This is a genomic window from Kribbella endophytica, assembly GCF_054781295.1.
On record NZ_BAAGUR010000001.1, the window covers coordinates 1,661,386 to 1,686,682 of the forward strand.

The 25,297-nt window shown below is 69.4% G+C and carries 9 protein-coding genes; 8 read left to right on the top strand and 1 reads right to left on the bottom strand.

What is annotated here, in order from left to right:
* The first annotated feature begins 29 nt into the window (after positions 1-29).
* From ACYVIO_RS08050 to ACYVIO_RS08060, 3 genes are all read left to right on the top strand, one after another.
* Entirely contained in the window at positions 30-15,881 is a 15,852-nt protein-coding gene (locus tag ACYVIO_RS08050; RefSeq protein WP_460650021.1) for an actin cross-linking domain-containing toxin, read from the top strand.
* On the top strand, positions 15,878-18,400 hold the full coding sequence (locus tag ACYVIO_RS08055) for a right-handed parallel beta-helix repeat-containing protein (RefSeq protein WP_460650022.1): 2,523 nt from the start codon (positions 15,878-15,880) through the stop codon (positions 18,398-18,400). The genes ACYVIO_RS08050 and ACYVIO_RS08055 overlap by 4 nt, the downstream gene beginning before the upstream one ends.
* A 79-nt stretch (positions 18,401-18,479) precedes the next feature.
* Positions 18,480-19,457, top strand: coding sequence for a phage baseplate protein (locus ACYVIO_RS08060; protein WP_460650023.1), 978 nt, complete (start codon positions 18,480-18,482; stop codon positions 19,455-19,457).
* 15 nt (positions 19,458-19,472) lie between these two features.
* Here ACYVIO_RS08060 and upp read toward each other — a convergent pair whose 3' ends face one another.
* Positions 19,473-20,114: a uracil phosphoribosyltransferase gene (upp, locus tag ACYVIO_RS08065; protein ID WP_460650024.1), complete on the bottom strand. Its 642-nt coding sequence runs from the start codon at positions 20,112-20,114 to the stop codon at positions 19,473-19,475.
* A 131-nt stretch (positions 20,115-20,245) separates the two neighbouring features.
* Between upp and ACYVIO_RS08070 the strand changes: the two genes are divergently transcribed.
* The 5 genes from ACYVIO_RS08070 to ACYVIO_RS08090 are packed head-to-tail and all read left to right on the top strand — an operon-like array spanning position 20,246 to position 25,197.
* Complete coding sequence (locus tag ACYVIO_RS08070) at positions 20,246-20,416, top strand: hypothetical protein (RefSeq protein WP_344177013.1); 171 nt, start codon at positions 20,246-20,248, stop codon at positions 20,414-20,416.
* A 56-nt stretch (positions 20,417-20,472) separates the two neighbouring features.
* On the top strand, positions 20,473-21,459 hold the full coding sequence (locus ACYVIO_RS08075) for a hypothetical protein (protein ID WP_460650025.1): 987 nt from the start codon (positions 20,473-20,475) through the stop codon (positions 21,457-21,459).
* A gap of 60 nt (positions 21,460-21,519) precedes the next feature.
* Entirely contained in the window at positions 21,520-22,515 is a 996-nt protein-coding gene (locus ACYVIO_RS08080) for a carboxypeptidase-like regulatory domain-containing protein (protein WP_460650026.1), read from the top strand.
* Complete coding sequence (locus tag ACYVIO_RS08085) at positions 22,512-23,852, top strand: hypothetical protein (RefSeq protein WP_460650027.1); 1,341 nt, start codon at positions 22,512-22,514, stop codon at positions 23,850-23,852. Before ACYVIO_RS08080 ends, ACYVIO_RS08085 begins: the two co-directional genes overlap by 4 nt.
* 10 nt (positions 23,853-23,862) lie before the next feature.
* Positions 23,863-25,197 carry a hypothetical protein gene (locus tag ACYVIO_RS08090; RefSeq protein WP_460650028.1) on the top strand — a complete coding sequence of 445 codons (1,335 nt, stop codon included), beginning with the start codon at positions 23,863-23,865 and terminating at the stop codon, positions 25,195-25,197.
* The last annotated feature ends 100 nt before the right edge of the window (positions 25,198-25,297 follow it).

The window sequence follows — 25,297 nt, forward strand, 5'->3', positions numbered from 1 at the left end:
AGGGCCACTTCAGCTGGAGGAGGGTTGCGATGCCAAGGCCGGGTGACTGGGACGCGATCGGTCTCGGCGGTGACCCCACGCCCGGGGACCCCGAGAAGATCAAGGGCCTGGCCGACGGCCTGCAGAAGATGGGCGGCAAGGCGCGGGAGATCATCACCGCGATCGAGGCCGTGATGAACAAGAACTCCGACAGCGTCTTCGTCGGCAAGACCGCCGACGCGCTGCGCGGCAAGGTGGACGGCCGGTTGCGCGGGCACGTCGAGGACGTGGCCTCCGCGTTCGAGACCTCGGCCCAGGCGCTGCGGGACTGGCGTGAGGTCGTGATCAGCCAGCAGAGCAAGGCCGACGCCGCGCTGGCGGCCGGGCGTGGCCTGGCCGAGGACGACCCGAACCGCGACACCCACAAGGAAGCCGCCAAGTCGGCCGGTGACTACCAGTCCGACCAGGCCTCGGGGTTCGCCGGGAAGATCAACGGCGTCTCCGACATCCAGCTGCCGATCTCGGAGTGCGAGGCGTTCTGGGAGGCCTTCAAGTGGCTGGCGATCATCCTGATCATCCCGGCGCTGATCTTCGGCGGCCCGATCGCGCTGATCGCGCTCGGCGTGAACCTGGCGCTGTTCATCAAGACCATCGTCGACGTCGCCAAGGGTGACGCGAACTTCCTCGACCTGTTCCTGGCCGGCCTCGGCCTGATCGCGCCGACCACCAAGGCGCTGCCGATCTTCAGCATCATCAAGGCGGTCGGCAAGGGCATCGGCGCCGGGGTGAAGGGCATCACCCAGGGCATCAAGAACATCTTCAGCGGGACCTTCTCGTTCAAGGGCCTGCTCGGCGGGCTCAAGGGCCTGACCGCGATCGGCACGCTGGCGATCACCGAGACCGGCCTGCACGTGATCAAGAACATCCGCAACTTCCCGATCGCCGCGGCGAACTTCACCAACAACTTCGGCAAGATCGCGCTGAACGGGATCAGCAAGCTGACCACCGCGATCGCCGCGATCCCGCCGGCGCTGGGCCGCGGCTTCTCGGCGATCGGCAACGGCCTGAAGACCGGCCTGAGCGGGACCTGGAACTTCACCAAGGCGCACTTCGGCAACCTGCAGTGGACCCGGATCTTCCTGCCGGTCGCCGCCGACGAGATCCGCGCCTTCAAGGCGCTCGGGCTGACCAACTTCCAGGCCTTCACCCAGGCGCTCAAGGTCGGCGTGATCGGCCGCGGCGTACTGGGCAAGGACGTCTTCGGTCTGCCGATGAAGATCGCCCCGTTGCGCGGGATCAGCGGCGCCCCGATCGAGACCGGTGGCAACAACGGCTTCTGGAAGAGCTTCCAGCAGCACCTGGTCGATCCGATCCGGATGGAACCGCTGCACATCAAGATGCCGGACATCGCGATCGGCGCCGGCTTCCGCGGCGGCAACATCACCTCGCAACTGCCCGACCTGGTCCCGCTCAAGACCGGCGACTTCGGCAAGACGGTGGCGCCGACCATCACCACCCCGGGCGGCCTGGAGATCCCGGGCAATGCCGGGGTGCACATCCCGAACGTCCCGCCGGCCACAGTCATCGGTACGGCGGGCGTCAACACCCCCTCGCTCCCGTCGGTCGCGCTCGGCAACGTGTCGCCGCCGCTGCCCAACGTGGCGGTCAAGCCGATCGACATCGCGACCGGAGCGACGCCACCCGCCGTACAGGTCAACAACGTGGCCATCGGCAACATCGGCGTCGGCAACATCCCGTCGCCGCACGTGAACAACGTGTCGATCGGCACCACCGGGGTGAACGGCATCCCCACCCCGCACATCGGTACGCCGGAGGTCGGGTCGGTCCACCTCAGCGGCACCAACGTGAACCCACCCGCGATCAACGTCAGCTCGCTGCACGTGTCGAACCCGCAGGGCTCGACCACCCTGAACGACCTGGCCGGCTCCTCGATCCGGAACAACCCGCCGGCCGTCTCGCCGCACCTCGGCAACCAGATCTTCGACGGCGCCGCGAACGGCTTCCAGGCCGGCCAGATCCGGTCGATCGCCCACGAGCTCTTCAACGCGCCCGGCGGCCCGACCTTCAACGCGACCCACACGGTGTCGGCGCAGGGCCTCGACCGCGTGCACGCCGCGCTCGACCTGGTGCACAACCCGAACGTGACGACCCAGGGCGTCACGCCGCCCGCGGTCAACACCGGCAAGGCTGCCGGGGACGTGCACGTCAACCCGAACCTGGCCGGCGCCGACCTCAAGACGCCGCCCCCGGCGACGATGAAGGTCGACAACCCGGGCCTGGCCGGCTCGCAGAACGCGCCGGTCGTCCCCACGGTGAACGTGCAGCCGGTCGCCGTACCGCAGCGGGCCGTCGACCTGAACATTCAGCCGACCACCGTGCACACCGCCGGCCAGAACGGCGTCACGCCGCCGGCCGCCCTGAAGCAGGACCTGCCGGCGAACGCCGGGTCGAACCAGCACACTCCGACGATCCTGGTCGGCGACAAGCCGCTCCCGACCAGCACGACGCCGATCCAGAACATCGGCCAGGCCGGTGTCCCGGGCCACGCGCCGGTCCAGGCGCTCGACACCCACCTGGTCCCGGTCACGCCGCGGCCCGTTCACGACCCGGGCTACTCGCTGGCCAAGGGCGGCGACATCGCCACCTCGGGCGTCGGCACCAACACGATCGCCAGCCGGGCCGAGACCACCCTCAACGGCATCCCGGACCGTCCGGACGTCCTCGTCAAGGTCACCCGCACCGAAGGTGGCGTCAGCAACTACCACCTGTACGGCGGCGGCCCGAACGGCCGGATGGACGTGCTGCCCGGCGGCAACATCCGGTTCACCGACACCGCGACCGGCAACACCATCCGGTTCGACACCGACGGCCTCAAGCTCGACGAGGGCCTGCGGCTGACCAAGGCCGACGGCATGCTGCGGCCGGACGACCACATCGTGATCCCGGCCGGCGCGGGTCACGACATCCGGGTCACCACGGTCGCCGGCGACGCCGTACCGGACGGTGTGACGATCCGGCAGCTCGACACCGGTCAGCTCCAGGTGATCGACAGCAAGGGCATCCGCACGGTCTACACCGCGCAGGGCAAGTTCGAGAGCCAGTCGCTCGGCGGGACCTGGGAGAACGACCTCGCGGCCAAGGCCGGGGTGTTCCGCAAGCCGGGCGACACCGACGCGGTCGTCAACACCAGGATGGACGACTTCGGGCAGGTACTGCGGGCGCAGGCCAAGTACGACGCAGCCGCCGACAACGTCGCGATCAACGGCCTTCGGATCGACGGCCCCTCGACAGGCCCGTCGGTCGGCGACAAGGCGCACGTCAATCTGCAGGCCGCCGAGGCCGACCTGAACGTGGCGAAGGCCGAGTTCGCGGGCAAGCACGGAATGGATGCCGACGGCCTCAAGCAGCAGCTGGACCACCTGACGCTGGAGTCGCTGAAGGAACGGCCGCGGCTGCTCGGTGGCATGGACGGACGGTCCACCGACGCGCCGATGCCGGCCGGCACGCACGTCGCACCCCCACCGCCTCCGCCCCCCGCGCAGCACCTCGCGCCGCCTCCGCCCCCGCCCCCGCCGGCCGCGCACCTCGCGCCGCCGCCTCCGCCGCCCGCGACTGCGAGTCGCGGGCAAGGGCCGAGCGTCTCCGCGGCCGGGCGGCCGATCGACGTCCCGGCGCCGAAGTTCGGCAAGGAGTTCGACAGCGCGTCGTTCGGGCACGAGAGCGAGCTGCGCGGGTTCGTCGTGGCGATGCCGGAGGGCACCGGCCGGGTGTTCGCGTTCGTCAAGCGGGTGGACACCGGTGACCCGCTGATCATGGTCACCAAGGACATGAGCAACGGGGCCTACCGCGCTCCCGAGGGGATGCCGCAGGTCGCCGGCAAGTGGAACACCCACACGGTGGAACTGGTCAGCTACCCGGGCAGGATCGGGGACGACGCGGGCGCCAAGCTCGGCGACGACGCCGCGAACTTCCTGCTCGACACGTTCAAGAAGCAGCTCAACGACGCGAACCACCAGCCGATGAAGGTGGTGACGAGTCCCGACGGGCGGTTCGAGCTGCACATCACGAACCACAAGCACGTCATTGCCGGAGGCAACGGACTCGGCCTCGACGACGTCGGCTCGGTGCACATGCCGCCGACCGGGCAGCAGATCACCGTCGGCGTGAAGGCGGCGGATTTCGGCAGCGGCGCGAGCAACGAGCTGCGGCTGCTGGCCGACAACCCCTGGTACAAGGCCGAGTTCCGCAACGACAGCGCGCTGGCCGCGATCAAGGGCGGCCTCGACGACCCCGCGGCCGTCGAGGGCTCGTACGCGTACCTGAAGTCGATCATGACGTTCACCGGCAAGCAGGTGGAGAAGCACGGCATCGCGATCGGCGAGTACCCGGGCGGTGTTCCGCACCGCGGCCTGACCGACCCGGCCGTGAAGAACGACTGGGGCGTGCTGCCGCGGACCCAGCCGAAGGTCGTGCTCGAGACCCTGACCAACGCCGACCGGCTCGCGACGCTGAAGCTGCTGCGCGACCTCCCGACACCCGCGGGCGGCAACGACTTCGCGTGGACACAGGTCAAGGCGTACATCCTGGGTGGCGGCGAGGTCGCCGGGCACGGCATCAACGACGCCGTCATCGCCGGTGAGAAGGCGCTGCTGTTCGAGTTCCGCGAGGTTCCGGACGGGCTGAAGAGCCTGGTACCGCACCAGAAGGCTCCGGCGGTCTCGGTCACCGGCAGCCTGAACGACCTCGGTGCGGGACGTCCGCAGGCGGTCCGCGACATCAACACGTTCGTCCGCGACCCCGACCGGGCCGACGCGTTCGGGGATTGGTACCGCGGCAGCTTCCCGGACAAGGCGGACTGGAGCACCACCAAGATCCTGAACGTCTCCACGGCGCAGCAGAAGGCCGACTGGGTGGTCGCGAGCCACCCGGAGAAGTGGGCGGACATCACCGGTACGCCGGCACCGCGGCCGCCGGACGACCTCGGCGGCTCCGTGCACGTCGACGTCAAGGGCAAGGGCCGGGCGGTCGACACCGGGTCCACGCACGTGGACGTCCGGACCAACGCGGCCGACGACCTGCTGCTCGACCCGCTGAAGGAGCTGCCGCGTCCGGTCCGGCCGAACACCCAGTCCTTCAGCGACGCGTGGGAGACCGACCTCGCGATCAAGACCAGTGTGTTCCGGAAGGCCGGCGACACCGACGCGGCGTTCAACGGCCGGATCAACGACTTCCGCGAGGTCCAGGTCGCGCAGACCAACGTCAAGGTCGCCCTGGACGACGTGGCCGCGGGCGGGCACCGGATCGACGGTTCGTCGACCGGCCCGGCGGCGGGCGCCGACATCGGGGCCGGGCTGCAGCGGGCGCAGAACGAGTTGCACACGGCAACGGTGACCTTCGAGGCCAAGCACGGGCTGAAGGTCGACGCGCTCCAGCAGAAGCTGGACAACCTGGTGATGGACTCACTCAAGGACCGGCCGCGCGCACTCGGTGCCGGAGGCAAGGAAGTTGTCGTGCCCGGCGGCGGTGTCACGTTCAGCTTCGACGGGACGCGAGCCAACTTCATGGGTTCGCGGGCGGGCGAGTACGACAGCGTCCTGACCGGCAACACGCTCAAGGTCACCAGCGACGACGGGCTGCGGACGCTGACGTTCCAGCTCAACCGCCGTACGGGTGATCCGATGCTGATGGCAGACGAGCTGGTGCTCGGGCCTGGCGGCGGCGCGGGCGGGCAGCGGTTGACGACCGACATCAGCCTGGGAATCCCCGAGAACGCGATCATCCCCGACGCCCACGGCGGACGGGTGCCGGTCAGCTTCTCCAGCTCGACCGGCGAGTTCCGGGTGCCGGGCTCGCAGGGCCCGGAGTTCTACGACCGGGCCGGGAACTTCCTGCGGGTCGAGCCCGGTGTTGCCGGTCCGCGGCCGGACCTGCAGCTGCCGAGCCGCCTGGACGGGGACGAGCTGGGCAAGGCGCAGTGGAAGGCGCAGGTCGACCTCTCGCGCACCCACATGGCGGCGATGGACGAGGTCGACGGCGTCCGCGGCATGATGCTCAAGATCCGCGAAGGCACGTTCACCAACCAGCGGTTCTTCGGCGGATTCGTCGATCCCGACGTACTGCGGGCCGGCGGCGCCGAGCGGCTGACCGAGGCCGTCGACGACTTCAACCGGATCGCTGACGACCTGCTCGGCCAGGGCCCGGTCGGCCCGACGAAGGTCTACCGCGGTGTGAAGCTCGACGCCGAGTTCGCCAAGGGCGACGAGTTCGTCGAGCGGCTGCCGATCTCCACGTCGAGCGCCTGGGACTTCCAGCCGAAGGAGTGGTCCAAGAGCGCGACCGCTCCGGAGAGCCGGGTCGTCTTCGAGATCGAGGTCCCGCCGACGCACGGCAAGCTGGCGATGTCGTACCCCGACGGCTACCGGCCGGGCGTCGGCGAGGTGCGGGCGCTGAACCAGGAGCAGTTCGAGGTGACGCTGTCGCCGACCATCCTGAAGCGGACCGGGGACTCCTTCCAGAAGGACGGCCTGACCGTCATCCCGGTCCGCGCCGAGCAGATCAAGCCGTACGACGTGGAGGAGCTGATCCTCGAGCGCTGGGACGGGCTCTCCTCGAAGCAGGCTTTCGACCAGTTCGCGTCGTCGTTCGACCAGGCGCCGCTGCGCAAGTTCTCGAACATGGCCGACGTCACCGCGACCTCCAAGGTCAGCGACAACGGCCTGGTGAACACGATCACCGTCAGCAAGCCGGGCTTCGCCGGGAACGACCTGACCATCACGGTCACCCGGTCCGGCGACTCGGTGACGGTGACCACGACCGCGGACGGCATCACCAGCGTCAAGGGGACCTGGGCCGGCGACGAGTTCGGCCACCTGGCGACCGACCTGCGGGCCGGGACCTTGTACGACAACGACCTGTTCGTCGGGATGTCGAAGCCGGCCGCCTGGAACCAGCAGCCGGCCTTCCACCCGCAGTGGGAGCAGGACCTGGCGGCGAAGCTGCAGGTCGTCCGGCAGCCGGGCGACTCCGACGCGATGGTCGACGTACGGATGGAGGACGTCGCGCGGCTGCAGCAGACGCAGACCAACCTGCAGCGCGCGGAGCACAACTTCGACCTGCACGGTGGCCGCAACGACGGTCCCGCGTCCGACCTGCCGATCGGCCAGCAGGTCCGCCTCGACCTGGAGGCGGCCCAAGCGGACCTGGACGCCGCGAAGATCGGCTTCAAGCGCAAGCACGACGTGGAGTTCGACGACGTCGCGAGCACGATCGACAAGCTGCCGAAGCGAGCCAAGCTGGACGGCGCCGGACGGTCCTTCGAGGTCCCCGGCGGTGGAGTCTCGTACGAGGTCAGCGGTACGACGGTGACGTTCCAGGGCAGCCGCGCGGACTCGTTCACCGGCTCGGTCAACGGTCGCGAGGTGACCGTCAGCGAGCTCGGCACGGGCGGCGACGCGATCCGGAGCTGGACCTTCCGGCTCGGCTTCGGCCGGCCGAACCTGATCGGCCAGAGCTTCCACCTCGCCGACGGCCCGCTGGCCGGGCGCCTCGGCTCGGCGACCGGGATGGCAGGCAAGCTCGACGGCCTACTGGATGGTGGTCTGCCGCTGAAGGTGACCGGCGACGACATCGTGGTCGCGGCGCCGGGCGGCGTCTTCAAGTACGACCGGAGCGGCAACTTCCAGGGCCAGGTCGCGCACACCGGTGACAGCCTCGGCCGGCCGGTGCCGCCGCCGGACGTGACCGATGCGACGCGCTGGACCGCGCAGGCCGACCAGTCCCGCGTCCACCTCGGCGAGGCCGCGGTGAACAAGCCGGTCGAGAACCTGATGAAGGACGTGATGGGCGGCTCCTTCACGTCCAAGCGCGGGTACGACGGGTTCGTGAACCCGGGCGCCCTGGCCGACGGGACGCTGGTCAACAAGGTCCGCACGTTCCACTCGGTCACGCAGGACCTGCTGACCAAGGGCCCGGCCGACAACATCACCGTGTACCGCGGGGTGTCGATGGACCCGGCCGCGGCGAAGGCGGCGACCTTCACCGAGCGGCTGCCGATCTCGACGTCGAGCACGCTGAAGTTCCAGGACGAGTGGGCCAAGAACGGTGTCCTGAGCAACCGGGTCGTCTTCGAGATCGACGTACCGCCGGCCCACGGCAAGCTCGCGATGTCCTACCCGGACGGCTACCAGCGCGGCGCCGGTGATGCGCGGGCCTGGAACCAGGACCAGTTCGAGATCACGCTCGCCCCGACCACGCTGGTCCGCAACGGCGACGTCCGGATCGAGAACGGGATGACGATCATCCCGGTCAAGGCCGAGCAGATCCCGCCGTCGCTGTACGACGAGGTGATCACCGCCAAGTGGTCCGGACTGTCGTCCGAGGTCGCCTTCGACGACTTCGCCCGGGCCTTCTCCGTCGACGCGCTGCGGAAGTTCGACGGGATGGCCGACGTGACGGCCCACTCGACGCTCAGCTCCGACGGCCTGGTCCGCACGATCACGGTCAGCAAGCCGGGTGTGGCCGAGCAGATGGTGATCACCGTGACCCGCGAGGGCGACTCGGTCCGCGTTACCAGCGGCCAGTTGCACGGTGACATGGTCTTCGACCAGGCGTGGAGCAAGGCCGAGTTCTCACACATCGCCACGGATCTGCGCGGCGGCGTACTGCACAACAGCGAGCAGTTCGCCGGGCGGATCGAGCCGGCCGCCTGGAAGAACGCGGCGGAGCCGCAGCCGATCGGCCAGGTCTGGGACGCCGAGAACGCGGCCCGGGTGGACCTGTTCCGCCGGGCCGGGGACACCGACGCGGACCTGACCACCCGGATCGACGACTTCTCGAAGGTCCAGAAGGCGTACGACGACTACCGCGCGGCCGGCGCGAACTACGACAAGTTCGGCGGTCGCGCCGACGGCTCGTCCCGCGGCCCGTCGGTCGGCGACAGTGCGCTGCAGGACCTGCGGGCGACGTACGACCAGTTCACCGCGGCGAAGCAGCTGTTCGAGTCGAACCATCCGGGGACGCAGTTCGACGTACTGCGGGGACAGTTGGACGACCTGCTCGCGACGTCGCTCAAGGAGCGGCCGCGACTCGTCGGTGCCGGACCCGATCGGCCGGTGGGCGGCCCCTCGGTGCGGATGAACCCGATCGCCGACACGACCCTGAAGACGCACGACCTGCCCAGCGACGTACGGATCACCGTGCAGGGCAGCACGGTCACGGCGGTCGAGCCTCCGCGCGGTGGCCTGATCGAGGTCCAGAACTCCGGTACCTCGGTGTCGGTCACCAAGCTGACGCGCGAGGGCAACGTCGAGCACACGTGGGAGTACCAGCCGATGCGCCGCGGCGGCCTGCGGCTGACCGGTGAGTCGCTGCAGCTGGACGGCAACGCGTTCCACGGGCAGTGGCTGCGGATGACCGACGAGGGCTTCACCGGCAACCTGTACGCCGGAACGATCGACGACCTCGGCGGCGCCCGCTGGCCGGTCAAGGCGAACGGCGACACGATCTCGATCGCTTCGCCGGGCGGCGCGCTGAAGTACGACCGCACGACCGGCGCGTTCAAGAGCCTGGACGAAGGCCTCACCGCGAACGCGCCGACGCCGGTGGCGACGCATCTCACCGACCCGATCGCGGCGCAGCGCTGGGCCGACTCGGTCCAGCTGTCCCGGACCCACCTGACCGCGGCGGCGAGCGACGACTCGATCCGCAGGCTGATGGACGACGTCGCGAACGGGTCCTTCACCTCGCACCGCGGCTACGGCGGGTACGTCGACCTGTCGATGACGGACGCCGACGACCTGATCAGCAAGGTCGACGACTTCGTCACGACCGCGGGCCAGACGGCGTTCCACGGCCCGAACCCCCGCGTCACTCTGTACCGCGGCATGTCGCTCGACCCGATCGCGGCGAAGGCCGACGAGTTCGTCGAGCGACTCCCGTCGTCCACCTCGAACGGGATGGACTTCCAGCGCACCTGGGCCGACAACGGCGTCAAGGGCAGCCGGGTCGTGTTCGAGATCGACGTACCGCCGCAGCACACCAAGCTCGCGATGGCCTACCCGGAGCGCTACACGCCGGGCGCCGGCGACGCGCGGGCGGTGAACCAGGCCCAGTACGAGGTGACGCTCGCGCCGACCACGCTGATCCGGACCGGCGAGAACCGGGTCGTCGACGACCTGACGATCATCCCGGTCCGCGCCGAGCAGCTGCCGCCGTCCAAGTACGACGAACTGATCCGCCAGGAGTGGACCGGTCTGCCGTCGGGGACCGCCTTCGACGACTTCGCCAACGCTCTGTCGACGGACGGGCTGCGCAGGTTCCAGGGCATGACCGACGTGAACGCCACGTCGACGATCAGCGTCGACCGGCTGACCAACGTGATCAAGGTGACGAAGCCGGGGACCGCCGACGAGCTGGTGATCACGGTGACCCGGAACGTTGACGCGGACTCGGTCTCCGTCGTGGCCCGGTTCAACGGGGAGCGCTTCTTCGGCGGGTCGTGGAGCGGGACGGACTTCGCCCGGATCGCGACCGACCTGCGGGCCGGCGTACTGAACAACAGCGACGTGTTCGCGGGCAAGCTGCAGCCGCTGGCCTGGCGGCGGATGCCGGAGCCGGCGGGTCAGTCGTTCGCCGACGACGCGGCGGCGCACACGAACCTGTTCCGGCGTACGGGGGACTCGGAGCTGACGGTCGCGCAGCGGATGCACGACTTCAAGGCCGTCCAGAAGGCGTACGACGAGTACGTCGCGGCCGGCAAGACCGGTGACAACTTCGCCGGCCGGACCGACGGGCCGTCGTCCGGACTGTCGATGGGCCAGCGCGCGAACCTCGGGCTGGAGCTCGCGCAGCAGCGGTTCGACGCGGTCAAGGGCGCCTTCCTGACCAGGCACCAGATGTCGGCCGACGACCTCCTGCGCCAGCTGGACGACCTGCGGATCGACTCGCTGAAGGAGCGCCCGCGGATCGTCGCGAAGGGGCGGCCCAAGACCGTCGACATACCGGGCTTCGGCCTGAAGGTGACGCTCGACGACGGTGCCGTCTCGTTGAGCGGCGCGACGAACGGGTTCCGGACCGGCATGACGCCGGAAGGCCTGGTCGCGGTGCATCGCCTGACCGGCGACGGCTACGGGCACGCGCAGACGTGGCTGTTCAAGCCGTTCCTGGGTAAGCTCGTCCACGTCGGCGACGGGTTCCCGCTGGTCAACGGCGCCTTCGAGGGCCGCTCGGTAATGATCACGCTGAACCGGAGCGGCGTGGCGGAGTCCGGCCAGGTGGTCGACTCGCTCGGCCACTCGTGGCCGGTCAAGCTGACCGACGACAGCATGGTGATCGCGACGCCGGACGGTCCGCAGGTCTACACCCGCGAGGGGATGTTCGAGGCGCCGCACCCGACCACGACCCAGCTGACCCCGGCGGCGCTGCCGGACGGGTTCACCGGCGACGCCGCGCGGTGGAACAACGCCGTCGACACGTCCCGCCTGCACCTGACCGAGGCGCTCGACAAGAACAGCGGCGTGCACGCGCTGATCCGCAAGGTCCAGACCGGGGCGTTCACCGGCAAGCGCGGATACGGCGGGTTCGTGAAGACCGCGTCGGACGACCTGATCAACGACACGCTGCGCTTCGACCAGGTCACCCGCGAGCTGCTCTTCAAGGGCCCGGACCGCCCGATGACGCTGTACCGCAGCGTTGACATGGACCGGGCGACCGCGCAGGCGACCGAGTTCGTCGAGCGGGTGCCGAGCTCGACGTCGCAGGACCTCGCGTTCCAGGTCGAGTGGACCCGCAAGGGCCTGCCGGAGAACACCTACGTGTTCGAAATCGACGTACCGGCCGGGCACGGCAAGCTCGCGATGTCGTACCCGCCGGGCTACACCAAGCTCGACGCCGACGCGCCCGCGCTGAACCAGGCGCAGTCCGAGGTCACGCTGGCGCCGACCACGCTGGTCCGGACCGGCCCGGACAAGGAGGTCGTGGTCGACGGGGTGACGCTCAAGGTCATCCCGGTCGAGGCGGTGCAGATCCCGGCCGACAAGCTGCGCGGGTTCATCCGCGAGCCGTGGCAGGGGATGCCGACGGCCACGGCGTACGACGATCTGGTGCGGGCCTTCGACGAGCGGTCGATCGCCAACTGGCACGGGTACAAGTACGCCGACGTGCAGACGACGAAGAGTGCCGACGGCAACCTCACGACGCTCACGATGAGCCGGCCGGGTTCGACCGATCAGCTCACTGTCACGATCACCCGCAACGTCACCGACGACACCGTGTCGGTGACGTTCACCGGCGGCGGCCGCGAGATCACCAAGGGCCCGTGGCAGCCGACCGACCTCGGCGACATCGCCGCCAAGCTGCGCAGCACGATCCTGCACGACAGCGACGAGTTCGCCCCGATGCCGCGGCCGGCGTCGTGGCCGCAGGACACGATCGAGGTCCGGATTCAGCAGCTGCCCGGCGACGTCACGGTCAAGGTCGAGAACACCGGCCTGACGACCGCCCACGAGCTGCTGACCCAGAACCCGGGCACCAAGCTGGATTCCCTTCCTGGCGGTCACTTCCAGGTCAGTGAGGGCAGCAAGGCCTACCGGTACGACGCGACCGGCGAGCTGGTCGACGAGATCACCGACCTCGATCCGCTCGGCGCCGGGCAGCTCGGGTCGCGGATCACGCGTGGTCAGGACGGCACGATCACCTGGACCGATCTGCACGGCACCGCGGTCCCGACGCCGCACCGCGCGACGATCGATGCCCAGGGCAACATCAAGGTCGAGCTCACGCTCAACGGCAGCCCGCGCAACGGCGAGTACCACCAGTACTCGCCGACCGGACAGCTCACCGAGCAGGGCTTCAAGGTCGTCGACAACGGGCGGTCGACGATCTACACGTACGTCGTCGACCGGGTCAACAACACCTGGAGCCGGAGCGGTGGTGTGATGGACAACGTCACCACCGGCGGCTTCCTGCACGGCAAGGTCGAGGTGACCGGTGTCGGCAACGGCAATATCAAGCTCCTCAGCTCGACCGCCAAGGAGGTCCAGGTCTTCGAACGGCGCTTCCTGCCGGGCGGCACGATCCTGGACAGCTTCCGCAAGACCGACACCCTCGGCTTCGGCACGTTCGAGCGGCGGACCACCTGGGCGACGTACGACGCAACCGGCGGCATCTCGAACTGGGGCAAGCGTGAGTTCGACACCGGCGGCTTCTCCTGGCGCGACGTCGACCACAACGGCCGGGCCGTGCACCACTACCAGCAGGGCCTGCAGAAGTACGACAACCCGATCGCCGAGCAGATCACCCCGATGGGCAAGGCCGAGAAGGAGATCCCCGGCCACGTCCTGGCCACCCGCGGCGCCGACGGCAACTGGACCTGGAACCGGTACGACGCCGACGGCGGCCTGGTCGCGTCCGGCTCGCGGACCTGGGAGAAGGTCGGCGACGGCTTCACCGACCGGGTCCGGATCGGGACGCAGGACGAGATCGCGCAGCAGAAGTGGGGTACCTGGAACGGCGTCGACACCGCCCGCCGGTACCAGGAGTTCAAGCTCGAGGCCGACGCCGGCGTCGTCACCCGCTCCGGGGAGTTCGACGTCCGGGGGACCGGTGACAAGTCGATCGGCAGCGGGAAGAAGCTGGACAACGGCGGCATCGTGTCGGCCAGCCGGGTCGGTGAGCAGCGGCCGCCGGTCTGGTTCCGCGAACTCGTGCAGGACAACAACCGGACCTTCGACGGGTTCACCTCGCACATCGCGAAGGACCCGCAGTACCAGATCCACCGCTGGGAGACCTCCGGTGCCGGGGGCAACAACCGTGGCGTCCGGTACCAGGCCGGCGACGAGTCGATCACCGACGTCGACATGGCCGGCAACCTGGTCCGGTTCGAGGGCAAGCTGCACGACGGCAGCAAGCTCAAGGTCGGTGACCAGGTCAAGCCACCGGAGACCGCGCTGCCGAACCTCAACGGCCGGACGGCGAAGGCGTGGGACAACGAGACCTCGCGCGGCTGGCGGGTGTTCGACAGCAACAACAACACCTGGGAGGACTTCGTCCAGCTGCCCGGTCCGAGCCGTCCCGGCCAGGGCCCGGACTGGGTGATCGTGCGCAAGAGCGAGCCGGGCGGTCAGGTCCGCGAGTTCCCGGAGGCGGGTAACACCAAGGTCTGGTTCCAGCGGGACCCGCACGGCAACCTGGTCGGTGAGCAGCATCTGGCGCCCGGCGTACGGCCGAACCAGCCGCAGCGCTACATCGAGTCGAACGGACCGGCGGACTCGTCGTCGTGGACCTGGCGCGAGCTGGACGTCAACGGCGCCCCGACCGGAAACCACGGCGACCGGTTCCACTTCAAGGGCTCCCGCGAGGAGTCGATCAGCTGGGACAACTCGTTCCGCGACTTCGATGCCGGCGGCAACCTGATCCGCGACCGGCACATGCTGGACGAGGGCCGGTACGTCGACTCGTGGAAGTCGGCGAACAACAACTGGCACAGCGCCGAGTTCGACAAGTTCGGGCAGCGGGTCGACGGCGCGATGACGTTCGACCGGCGCTGGGGCACAGGCGACGGGACCTGGTCGCCGCGCTGGAGCCAGAATGCCAAGTACCACGTGGACTTCCAGCCTGGTACGCCGCAGCTGATGCGGCAGGTGCGCTTCGAGACCCCGCAGCACGTCGGTGACGGGCGGCCCGTCCGCGTCCGCGAGTACGAGGTGGACGCGGCGACCAAGGTGAGCGACCGGGCGCAGTGGAAGGAGTTCGACTTCGACAAGATCGTTCGCGAGCGGGTCAAGTCCGGCGACAACTTCCTGGAGACCGACAAGATCCACGGCCAGTGGAAGCTGTGGGACGACACCGGCGGTGTGGTCGGCGAGCGGTCGCAGAACGGCCTGGTCTTCGAGTTGCGCGACGGCCGGCTCCGGCTGACCGGCAACGAGTACGACTTCCGCGGCGCGATGACCGAGTTCCGCGGCTGGAACTCGCGGATCGGTGACGCTCAGCGGCAGCCGTGGCTGATGCATTCGGACTGGACGATCGACCCAAAGGCGCTGCGGCCGGGCGGCACCACGGGCCGGATCGAGGCCAACTACGCGTCGTACAGCCGGGCCTTGGTCCAGAAGATGCTGCTCACCGCGTCGACCGAGTTCGTGCTCGACTACGCGGCCAGCGTGATCATCCTGGCGATCATCGCCGAGGCGCAGAACAAGCCGTTCAGCGGCAACGACGCGCTCAAGGCGCTGATGAACGCCGCGGTCGGTACGACGCTGCGCACGGTGGCCGGCACCGCGCTGACCGAGACCCGGCTCGGCGGGTCGCTGCGCGACCTGAAGTCGACGATGGGCAACCTGGACAGCGGCAAGCTCGTCACCAACCGGCCGACCAACAACAACGCCAGCTGGGGCGTGGAGTGGGCAGGTCACACCGGCGTCGCCAAGTGGCGCGGCGGCACGTTCGACTACAGCTTCGGGATGCTGATGCTGCCGCTGACCGGGTTCGTGAACGGCACGATGAACGCCGCGATCTTCGGCGTCACCGGGCCGGACGGGAAGCCGGTGAAGCTGACCGGCTGGCAGGCCATGGCCGAGGGCGGCATGTCGGTCGCGACCGGGTACGCGGTGGCCAACAGCCTCGGCATGCTGCGCTCGATCGGGCTGGGCTTCGGCGCCGGGCGGTACTTCCAGAAGGGCGGGATCGCCGACATCGCGGCCGGGTTCGGGCTCAAGTTCTTCGAGAAGGGGCTGGCGATGGCCTTCCTCGGACCCGCGATCCGCGCCTCGATGGACCCCGCGTGGTCGCGCCCGCTGGTCCTTCCGCCCAGTGTTACCGTGCCTCCGATGGAGACCACGAACTCGGGTCTCGTGCTGCCGCCCGGTACGCAACAAGGAGCTCAGTGACTACGAGGTATGTGGCCCCTAAAGGCGGGCGCGGGACCTTTCGGCGCATCGCCGACGCGGTCAAGGCCGCGAGCCCGGGCGACGTTGTCCTGATCGCCGCCGGCCGGTACGACGAGCAGATCGTGCTGGACCGGTCGCTGGCGCTGGTCTCCGAGCAGGGACGCGGCAGCGTCGAGGTGCTCGGCGTGGCCGGCAGCGGTGAACCGGCGATCGTCGCCGACGGACTCGAGTGCGCCCTGCGCGGCCTGGTGGTCGGGGCCGCCGACGACAGCGGGACCCCGGCGATCGGCATCGCGCCGGGTGCCGGGCTGCTGGTCGAGGACTGCCTGGTCACCGGCAGCCGGATCCATGCCCGCGGCAACGAAGGCGGCCCGAGTCAGGACCTGACCGGGTACGGCGTGACGACGGTCCTGGTCCGCCGGTCGGCGCTGAGCGACGGCCGGCTGGCCGCGATGCACCTGTCCGGCCGGGTCCGCGCCCGGATCGAGGACTCCAGCATCGAGAAGATCGACGGCATCGGCATCGTGCTGTCCGGCGGTGCGCAGATCGAGGCCGAGCGGCTCCGGATGACGTCCACCGCGGGCTACGGCTTCCGCTCGCGCGGTGGCGGCCGGGTGACGATCACCGACTCCGTGCTGCGACAGACCGGCATGGCCGGCGTACTGCTGGAGGACAGCTCGACCGGCGTACTGACCGAGGTGTCGATCGACTCGTCCGGGGCCGCCGGGGTGCACGCGACCGGGTCCGCGCAGGTCGAGTTGACCGACTGCCGGGTCCGTACGGCGAAGGCCAGCGCGCTGATCGTTCAGGACCAGGCCGAGCTGACGGCGAAGGGCTGCACAGTCTCCGACTCCGGGGCGAACGGGCTGCTGATCTCCGACGCGGCCGAGGCGACGCTGAACGACACGCGGTTCGACCGTTCGGCGTACAGCGCTCTGCATCTCACCGGTACGACGACCGTCCGGCTCGCCGACTGCCTGATTCGCGGGGGCAACGAGCACGGCGTGCACGCGACGAGCGCGTCGCGGGTCGAGCTGGAGGCGTGCGGGATCACCGACGTCGGCCTGACCGCGCTGTCGGTGGTCGACGACGCCGTACTGCGCGCCGAGGACTGCCGGATCACCGGCGGGTCGGTCGGCGTCCACCTGGAGTCGAACTCGGTGGCCAGCCTGGACGCGTGCTCGGTAACCGGGACGAGCGGGACCGGGATCGAGTTGTCCGGCGCCGGGATGGTGCGGATGGACGCGGTCCGGGTCAGCCGGACGAAGGCGGCCGGCATCGTCGTCGGCTCGGGCGCGAGCGCCGAGATCGCGGGAAGCACGATCGAGAAGTGCGACGGCTCCGGCCTGGTGGTGTGGTCCGGCGTCGCGCCGACCGTGACCGGCCTGCGCGTGACCGGCGTGGCCAAGAACGGGATCTTCCTGGCGGAGAAGGCGGCCGGGACGTACACCGACTGCGACGTGGTCGGCACGCAGTACCCCGCGCTGCACCTCAGCGCGGGCTGCTCGCCGGTACTGCGCCACGTGCGGATCCGCGACTGCGCCGGAGCGGCCGGGCAGGACGACGGCGCGAATCCGGTGTTCGAGGACTGCACGATCGACGGTGCACCGATGGCGCCTGCGACGCCGGCCGTGAGCGCTGCGGCCGCGGCGAACGATCCGGCCGCCGTACCGGTGTCTGCTCTCGCGGAGAGCACGCCGCCGGAGGACGAGTTGCTGGAGGACGTGCTCGCTGAGCTCGAGGAGCAGGTCGGTCTCGACCGGGTGAAGCGGGACGTTCAGTCGATGGTGAAGCTGATGCAGACCGTCCGGATGCGGCAGGAGGCCGGGCTGCCGGCGCCGCCGCTGAGCCGGCACCTGGTGTTCGCGGGCAATCCTGGTACGGGTAAGACGACGGTCGCGCGGCTGTACGGGCGGGTGCTGAAGGCGCTCGGCCTGCTCCGCAAGGGGCATCTGATCGAGGTCGACCGGACCGCCCTGGTGGGCGAGTACGTCGGTCACACGGGTCCGAAGACGACGGCCGCGATCAACCAGGCCCTCGGTGGGGTGCTGTTCATCGACGAGGCTTACTCGCTGGCGCCGGTCGGGATCGGCAACGACTTCGGCACCGAGGCGATCGCGACGCTCGTCAAGATGATGGAGGACCACCGCGAGGACCTGGTCGTGATCGTGGCCGGCTACGTCAACGACATGGGCCGGTTCATCGGGTCGAACCCGGGGCTGTCGTCGCGGTTCACCCGGACGATGCTGTTCGACGACTACACCTCCGACGAGCTGGTGCGGATCTTCGAGTACCACGCGGGCGAGCACCAGTACCAGCTCAGCGGCGATGCTCGGGCCGCGCTGACGCACCTGTTCGAGGTGATGCCGCGCGACGAGGGCTTCGGCAACGGGCGGACCGCGCGGCAGATGTTCCAGCAGATGACCGAACGGCAGGCCCACCGGCTGGCCGAGCTCACGGCACCGACCGCCGAGCAGCTCAGCTCGCTGGAAGCCGCTGACATCCCCCAGGGGTTTTAACGTTCGTTCCTGAGTAGTTCACAGAAAAGTTTGCACGAACTACTGACAGTGCGCGGTAAATCTCTTACCGTCGCTGGCTATGGACAACCTCTCCCGCCGTGGACTGCTGACCGGAGCCGGGGCGATCCTCGCTGCCGGCGCCGTCGGAGTACCCACCGCCTCCGCCCGCCCTGTCCGTGCCGACGCGCTGCCCGCCACCAAGCGGTTCAAGATGAGCGCGACGACCAACGAGTTCTTCCGCCACAAACCGCTCTGGGGCCCGACCGTCATGCAGTCGATGGCCTTCGACACCCCGAACAACCGGATCTTCACCGCCCAGCTGAGGTCCGGGACCGCCACCAACAGCGGCACGCTGACGCTCAGCCAGCTGAACTTCTCCGGGACCGTGCTCGGCCACATGTACCTGACCGGCTTCGGCCACGGCGTCTCGATCGGTGCCCAGGGCGTCGGCAGTACGTCGTACATCTGGACCGAGACCGACGTCGACACCGCGAACGGCCGCGGTCGGCAGATCTGCCGCTTCCCGTGGCAGAACGGCGCGACGCTGACCAAGGACTCGGCCTCGCTGACCAAGTGGAAGCCGGTGTCGAACGGGTCGGTGTTCACTCCGGCCGTCGACCAGCGGTACGGGCGGCTCGGCGTACGGCACTCGCTGTCGGACGGGATGCACATCAACATCTACTCGCTGGCCGCCGCGCAGACCGGTGACTTCAGCACCGTCCTGGCCAGCTTCAAGCAGCCGGCGCTGACGTCCGGGATCGACTTCCAGGGCTGGGCGCTCTACGGCTCGTTCGTGTACTTCTGGGAGGGCGAGGCCTACCCGGGTGAGCCGGACGAGACCAAGGCCAACTCGAAGCTGTGGTGCTACGACATCAACAAGGGCGAGCTCGTCGACTCGTTCCTCACCCTGGCCGGCAAGAGCCTGACGTACCGCGAGGCCGAGGGGATGGCCGTGTACGGCGCCACCGACGCGACCGCGCGGCTCTACTTCGGCTTCGCCTCCGGCGTCACCGGGGACCGCCGGGCGAACTTCTTCTACCGCAACGACCTGGTCTGAGGCCGGATCTCGGGCTTACTGGGCGACGCCGTACAGGCGGTCACCGGCGTCGCCCAGGCCCGGGACGATGTAGCCCTTCTCGTTCAGGTGCGAGTCCATGCCGGCGATCACGAGGGTGCACGGGACGTCCAGGTCGGCCAGCTCGCGCTCGATCCGCTCGACGCCCTCCGGTGCGGCCAGCAGGCAGATCGCGGTGATGTGGTCGGCGCCGCGGTCGACCAGGAACTGGATCGCCACCGCCAGCGTGCCGCCGGTCGCCAGCATCGGGTCGAGCACGTAGCACTGCCGGCCGTGCAGGTCCTCGGGCAGCCGTTCGGCGTACGTCGAAGCGGTCAAGGTCTCCTCGTTGCGGATCATCCCGAGGAACCCGACCTCGGCCGTCGGCAGCAGCCGGGACATGCCCTCGAGCATGCCCAGACCGGCCCGCAGGATCGGTACGACGAGCGGCTTCGGCGAGGTCAGCTTGATCCCCTCCGCCTCCGCGACCGGCGTCTGGACGGTGATCGGACCGGTCCGGACGTCGCGGGTCGCCTCGTAGGCGAGCAGCGTGACCAGTTCCTCGGTCAGCCGCCGGAACGTCGGCGAGTCGGTGGTCTGGTCCCGCAGCGTGGTGAGCTTGTGGGCGACGAGCGGGTGGTCCACGACGAGGATCTGCATGGCCGGAACGCTACCGTCGGCGATTCGTCTCGGGAAACCGCCGCCGCCGATACGATTTTCCTGCAGTCGATTCTGGTTTGTCCCGCCCGCCCCAGGGCACCGACCTCAACCGACCGGACGGACGTGCGCCCGTGACGGAAAACACCGGTAAGTCGCCCGAGCAGCTCGACCGTCTGCGCCGCCGTGCCGCCTTCCTGCGGGAGCTCGAAGAGGCCAAGGCGCTGCGTGACCGAATAGCCCCGCGCCGAGCCCGCGTCCGTCAGATCCGCGCCGCGATGCGGCGGGCGACGTACCACCACTAACTTTTCGGCTCCTCGATGCATCTGGCTGAGCAACCCGAGCTCAGGAGTGTGCGGCCATGCGTCGACGTTTGGCAGTTCTCACCGCGCTGGCGCTGGTCGCCCTCGCGATGCCCCAGGCCGCCGTCGCCGCCGTCGCGGACGACTGCCTCGGCGCCCAGCCCGAGATCAGCCAGGACACCATGCCGGTCGAGACGATCGTGCTCGACTCGTTGCGGTTCCTACCGATCGAGATGCACGCGTTCTACCCGCAGGACTGCTCCGGGATGGTCGCGCACGTCCGGAAGAAGGACGGCTCCCAGCAGCGGACCGTCGCGCTGACGCACGAGGGCGGGCGCGGCATGCCGCCGAGCTGGACCTGGTACGGGTTCCTCCCGCTGACCGCGGGCACCGGTGAAGGTGACTGGGTGATCACCAAGGTCACGCACGGCGCGAACGTGCTGGAGACCAACGTGGCCTTCCACGTCTACCGCGGCAGCGTGCTCACCCTCGACCAGCCGGCCCGAACCAGCGGAACAGCCCGTACGACGCTGTCCGGCCAGCTGCGCCGCTACTCGACCAGAGGCGCGCTCGTCCCGGCCGTGAACGCGACCGTGCAGCTGCGGCACCTGACCCAGGACAAGGTGATCGCCACGGTGAAGACCGACGCGACAGGGCGGTTCCGGACGACGGTCGCGTTCACGCAGAACACGTTCCTGCGCGCGTACACCCCGGCCAGCGGGAACTACGTCCAGCAGTTCACCGACTACGTGAACGCGCACAAGCTGATCGCGATGAGCTACCTGAGCGCGCTGCCGACCGCGAAGGTGAACGGCTGGTGGAAGGTTTCCGGGTCGGCGTACCCGGGGCGGTTGAGCGCGGATCTGCAGGTGTTCAACGGCACGGCGTGGACCACCACCCCGTCGTACGGGCCGATTCCGGCCAACGGGGTGTACTCGCGCTACTGGAAGCCGACGAAGGCCGGCACCTACCGGCTGCGGGTGCGGGTGTGGGGCGACCGGCTCGACAACGCGCCGTCGCGGGAAGTCGTCGTCAAGGTGTCCTGAAACTTTCGCGCGCCGGTGCGCATCGTGCTGGATGAGGGAACCGGACGAAAGGGAACGGCCATGCGTCGATCAGTTGTGCTGCTGGTGTTGCTGCTGGTCGGGGCGGCCGGTCTGGCTGGTCCGGCTGAGGCGGCCGGGGACGAGTGCGTCAAGGCGCCGGTCGTCGGGTTGCCACGGGGGGACATCGCGGAGGTGAGCACCGGTGAGCTCGCTCATCCGATCGGGGTCCGGGTAGCCGGCGACTGGCTGGACTGCAGCGGGTTGCAGATCTCGGTGCAGAAGACGGACGGGTCGATGGCCCGCACGCTGCTGCTGGACAAGAACGGCGAGACCGGCGCGCCCGAGCCGCCGGTGTTCTGGAAGTACGGCGATCTGAAGCTCCCGCTGGCCAACGGGCCCGGGGAGTGGGTGGTCACCAAGGTCAGCCGCGCCTCGACCGTGCTGCTCACCAACGTGCGGTTCCGGGTGTACCGCGCCGATGTCTTCACGCTGGAGCCGCCGGTCCGGACCAGTGGGCTGGCCCGGACTCCGATCACTGGGGTCGCGAAGGGGTACACCGCCACCGGAGCTCTGGTGCCGCGGGCAGGTCTTCGCGTGACGATCACCAACGACGCGGGCACGCAGCAGCTCGGCACGGCGACGACGGACTCGACCGGGCGGTTCCGGCTGAGCGCGCTGTTCACGCAGAACGGTGCTGTCCGCGCGCAGTTCGCGGCCGTCGGCGACTACCGTGAGCACCTGTTGGACAGCTGGCAGCCGGTCCACAAGCTGCTGGCGATGAGCTACCTGACGTACGCGCCCACCGCTCGCGTGAACGCCGGCTGGACGGTCTCCGGCACGGTCGTGCCCGGTCGCCTCTGGTCGTCGCTGCAGATCTGGGACGGCAAGGTGTGGCAGGGCTCCGGCTCGGCCAACTACGTCGCGGCCAACGGCACGTACCAGCGCTACTGGAAGCCCACCAAGATCGGCACCTACCGTCTCCGGGTAGTTGCCACCGGCCCCCTTCTGGACAACAGTCCGTGGAGCCGCGAGCTGACTCTGAAGGTCGTCCGATGAACCGCCGCCTCCTGACCGCAGCGCTCACGGCAGCCGCTCTGGTCGCAGTCACCGGTACGTCGTACGCCGGAAGCGTCGCTGACGACCCGTGCCTGTCCGCGCAGCCGATGCAGAGCTACGGCGGCGACCCGGAGCCGGGGACGCTCACCACCGCGGCCCTGCGCGTGCCGGTCGAGATCCAGGCCGACCCCTCCTGCGAGGGCATGGCCATCACCGTGCAGCGGCCGGACGGATCGCAGCGCGCGGTCGTGCCGCTGACCGAGAAGGTCCACAACGAGTGGCCGACGATCGACACCCGGACCGGCTACCTCCCCGTGCCGCTCGCCACCGGCGCCGGCCAGTGGGTGATGACCAAGGTGACGCACGGCGCCAACGAGATCGTCACCAGCGTGTCCTTCCAGGTGACGCGCGGCGCCACGCTCACACTCGAGCAGCCGGCGCGGACCAGCGGCAGTGCGAAGACGGTGGTCACCGGGGTGGTCCGGCGCTACAGCACGGCCGGCGCGCTGCTCCCGACGTCCGGAGTGAGCCTGCGGATCATGAACTCGTCGACCGTCCTGGCCACCGTCCGATCCGGGACGAACGGGCGCTACACGGTCCAGCTCGCACTGAATCAGGCCACCCAACTGACCGCGAGGATGCCGGCCGTCGGTGACTACATCGACGTCGCCACCACGCCGGTCGTCGCCCACAAGCTGCTGTCGATGAGCTACCTGACCGCCTCGAAGACCGCGACGGTGAACAACTACTGGAAGGTGAGCGGTACGGCCTTCCCGGCGCCGCTGCTCACCGCGCTCGGCGTCTGGAACGGCTCGGCCTGGCAGACGACCAACTCCTTCGGTAACACTGCCGCCAACGGTTCGTACACGCGGTACTGGAAGCCCGACCGCCCCGGCACGTTCCGGCTGCGGGTCAGTGTCGGGGGCTTCGGCATCGACAACTCGCCGTGGAGCCGGGAGACCACGGTCACCGTCACACAGTTGCCGCAGGCACCGACGTACTTCGTCGGCACGGTGGTCGCACCGACCGCCGGGCTGCCGATCTGGCGCGACGCGACGATGTCCACCTTCGGCACCCTCAAGTACCGGCGGGCCGACGGGACGCTCGGGCCGGTGGGCAATCAGGTCGTGGAGATCTTCGCCCGACCGGTCGGGGAGACCTCGTGGACGCTGTTCAGCTCGGCCAGGACCGCGGTCTCCGGCTACTTCTACAGTCGGTGGAACTTCCAGTACGACGTCGGCCAGAGCTTCCAGGTGATGGCCCGCTACAAGACGGCGCTGCCCCAGGCCGCCAGCAGTGCCACGGGCGTTTTCGGGCCCTTCACCGTGCAGTCCTAGGAGTTGTGCCATGCGCAGGATGATCGGTTTCGCGGTGACCGTGTTCGTCACCGCCGCGTCCATGACGTACGCCGAGGCAGCCACGGACCCGTGCCTGGGGGCGCCGCCGGCCATCTACTTCGGTGGCTACCCGGCCGAGCCGGTGCTGACCGACGTGAGCCGGATCCCGATCGAACTGCCGCTCTACGGTCTCGAGGAGAAGTGCGACGGGATGGTCGTGACCGTGCAACGGCCGGACGGGTCAGGCGTGACGACCGTGCCGCTGACGATCGAGAGCGGCCGGTTCAACGTGCCGGCGTGGCTCGGGTACTTCAGTCCCGCGCTGGCCACCGGGACCGGCGACTGGGTGATCACGAAGGCGACCCACGCGGGCAACGAGGTCACCACGAACGTGCAGTTCCGCGCGGTCCGCGGGACGACGCTGACGCTCGAGCAGCCCGCCCGGACGAGCGGCACGGCCAAGTCCACGTTCACCGGCCTGGTCAAGACCTACACGGCTACCGGCGCGCTCGTACCAGCGCCCGGCCGGAGCGTGCGGCTGATTCGCTCAGGTGACCAGGGGGTCGTGGCAACTGCCAGTCCCAATGCCAGCGGCCGGTACGCCGTACAGCTGGGCCTGACTCAGGCGCTCTCCGTGGAGGCCAGGACCGATGCGACCAGCACCTACTCCGCGGCGTACGCGGGTCCGGTGACCGCGCACAAGCTGCTCTCGATGAGCTACCTGACCGCGGCGACGACCGGGACCGTCAACAACTACTGGAAGGTGAGAGGTACGGCGTTGCCCGGGAAGCTGTGGACGACGCTGGACCTGTGGACCGGCTCGGCCTGGCAGTCGACGCAGTCGTTCGGTTACACGGCGGCCAACGGTTCGTACGCGCGCTACTGGAAGCCCGACCGGCCGGGCACGTTCCGGTTGCGCGTCACGGTGTCGGGTCCCGGGCTGGACAACTCGCCGTGGAGCCGGGAGGCGACGGTCACGGTCAAGCAGTTGCCGCAGGCCCCGACGTACTTCGTGGGGACCGTGGTCGCGCCGACGGCGGGGCTGCCGATCCACCGGGACTCGATGATGTCGACGTACGGAACGTTGAAGTACCGGCGGGCCAACGGAACCCTCGGGCCGGTCGGCAACCAGGTGGTCCAGGTGTACGCACGGCAGGTCGGGCAGACCTCCTGGACCTTGGTGAACTCGGCCCGTACGGCGGTCAGCGGCTACTTCTCCCTCCGCTGGGGCCATTCCTTCGATGTCGGTCAGACCTACCAGGTGATGCTCACCTACCCGACCAAGCTCCCGCAGGCCGCGAGCAGTGCGACCGGTGTTTTCGGGCCGTTCACCGTGCGGCCCTGAGGCGGTCGCGCTGCGTCGCCGTACGGTAACTGCCGGGGCACCGATACCGGCTCGAGATCGGGTATCCCTCCCACGAGACGCCTGATTCTGCGACTATGAG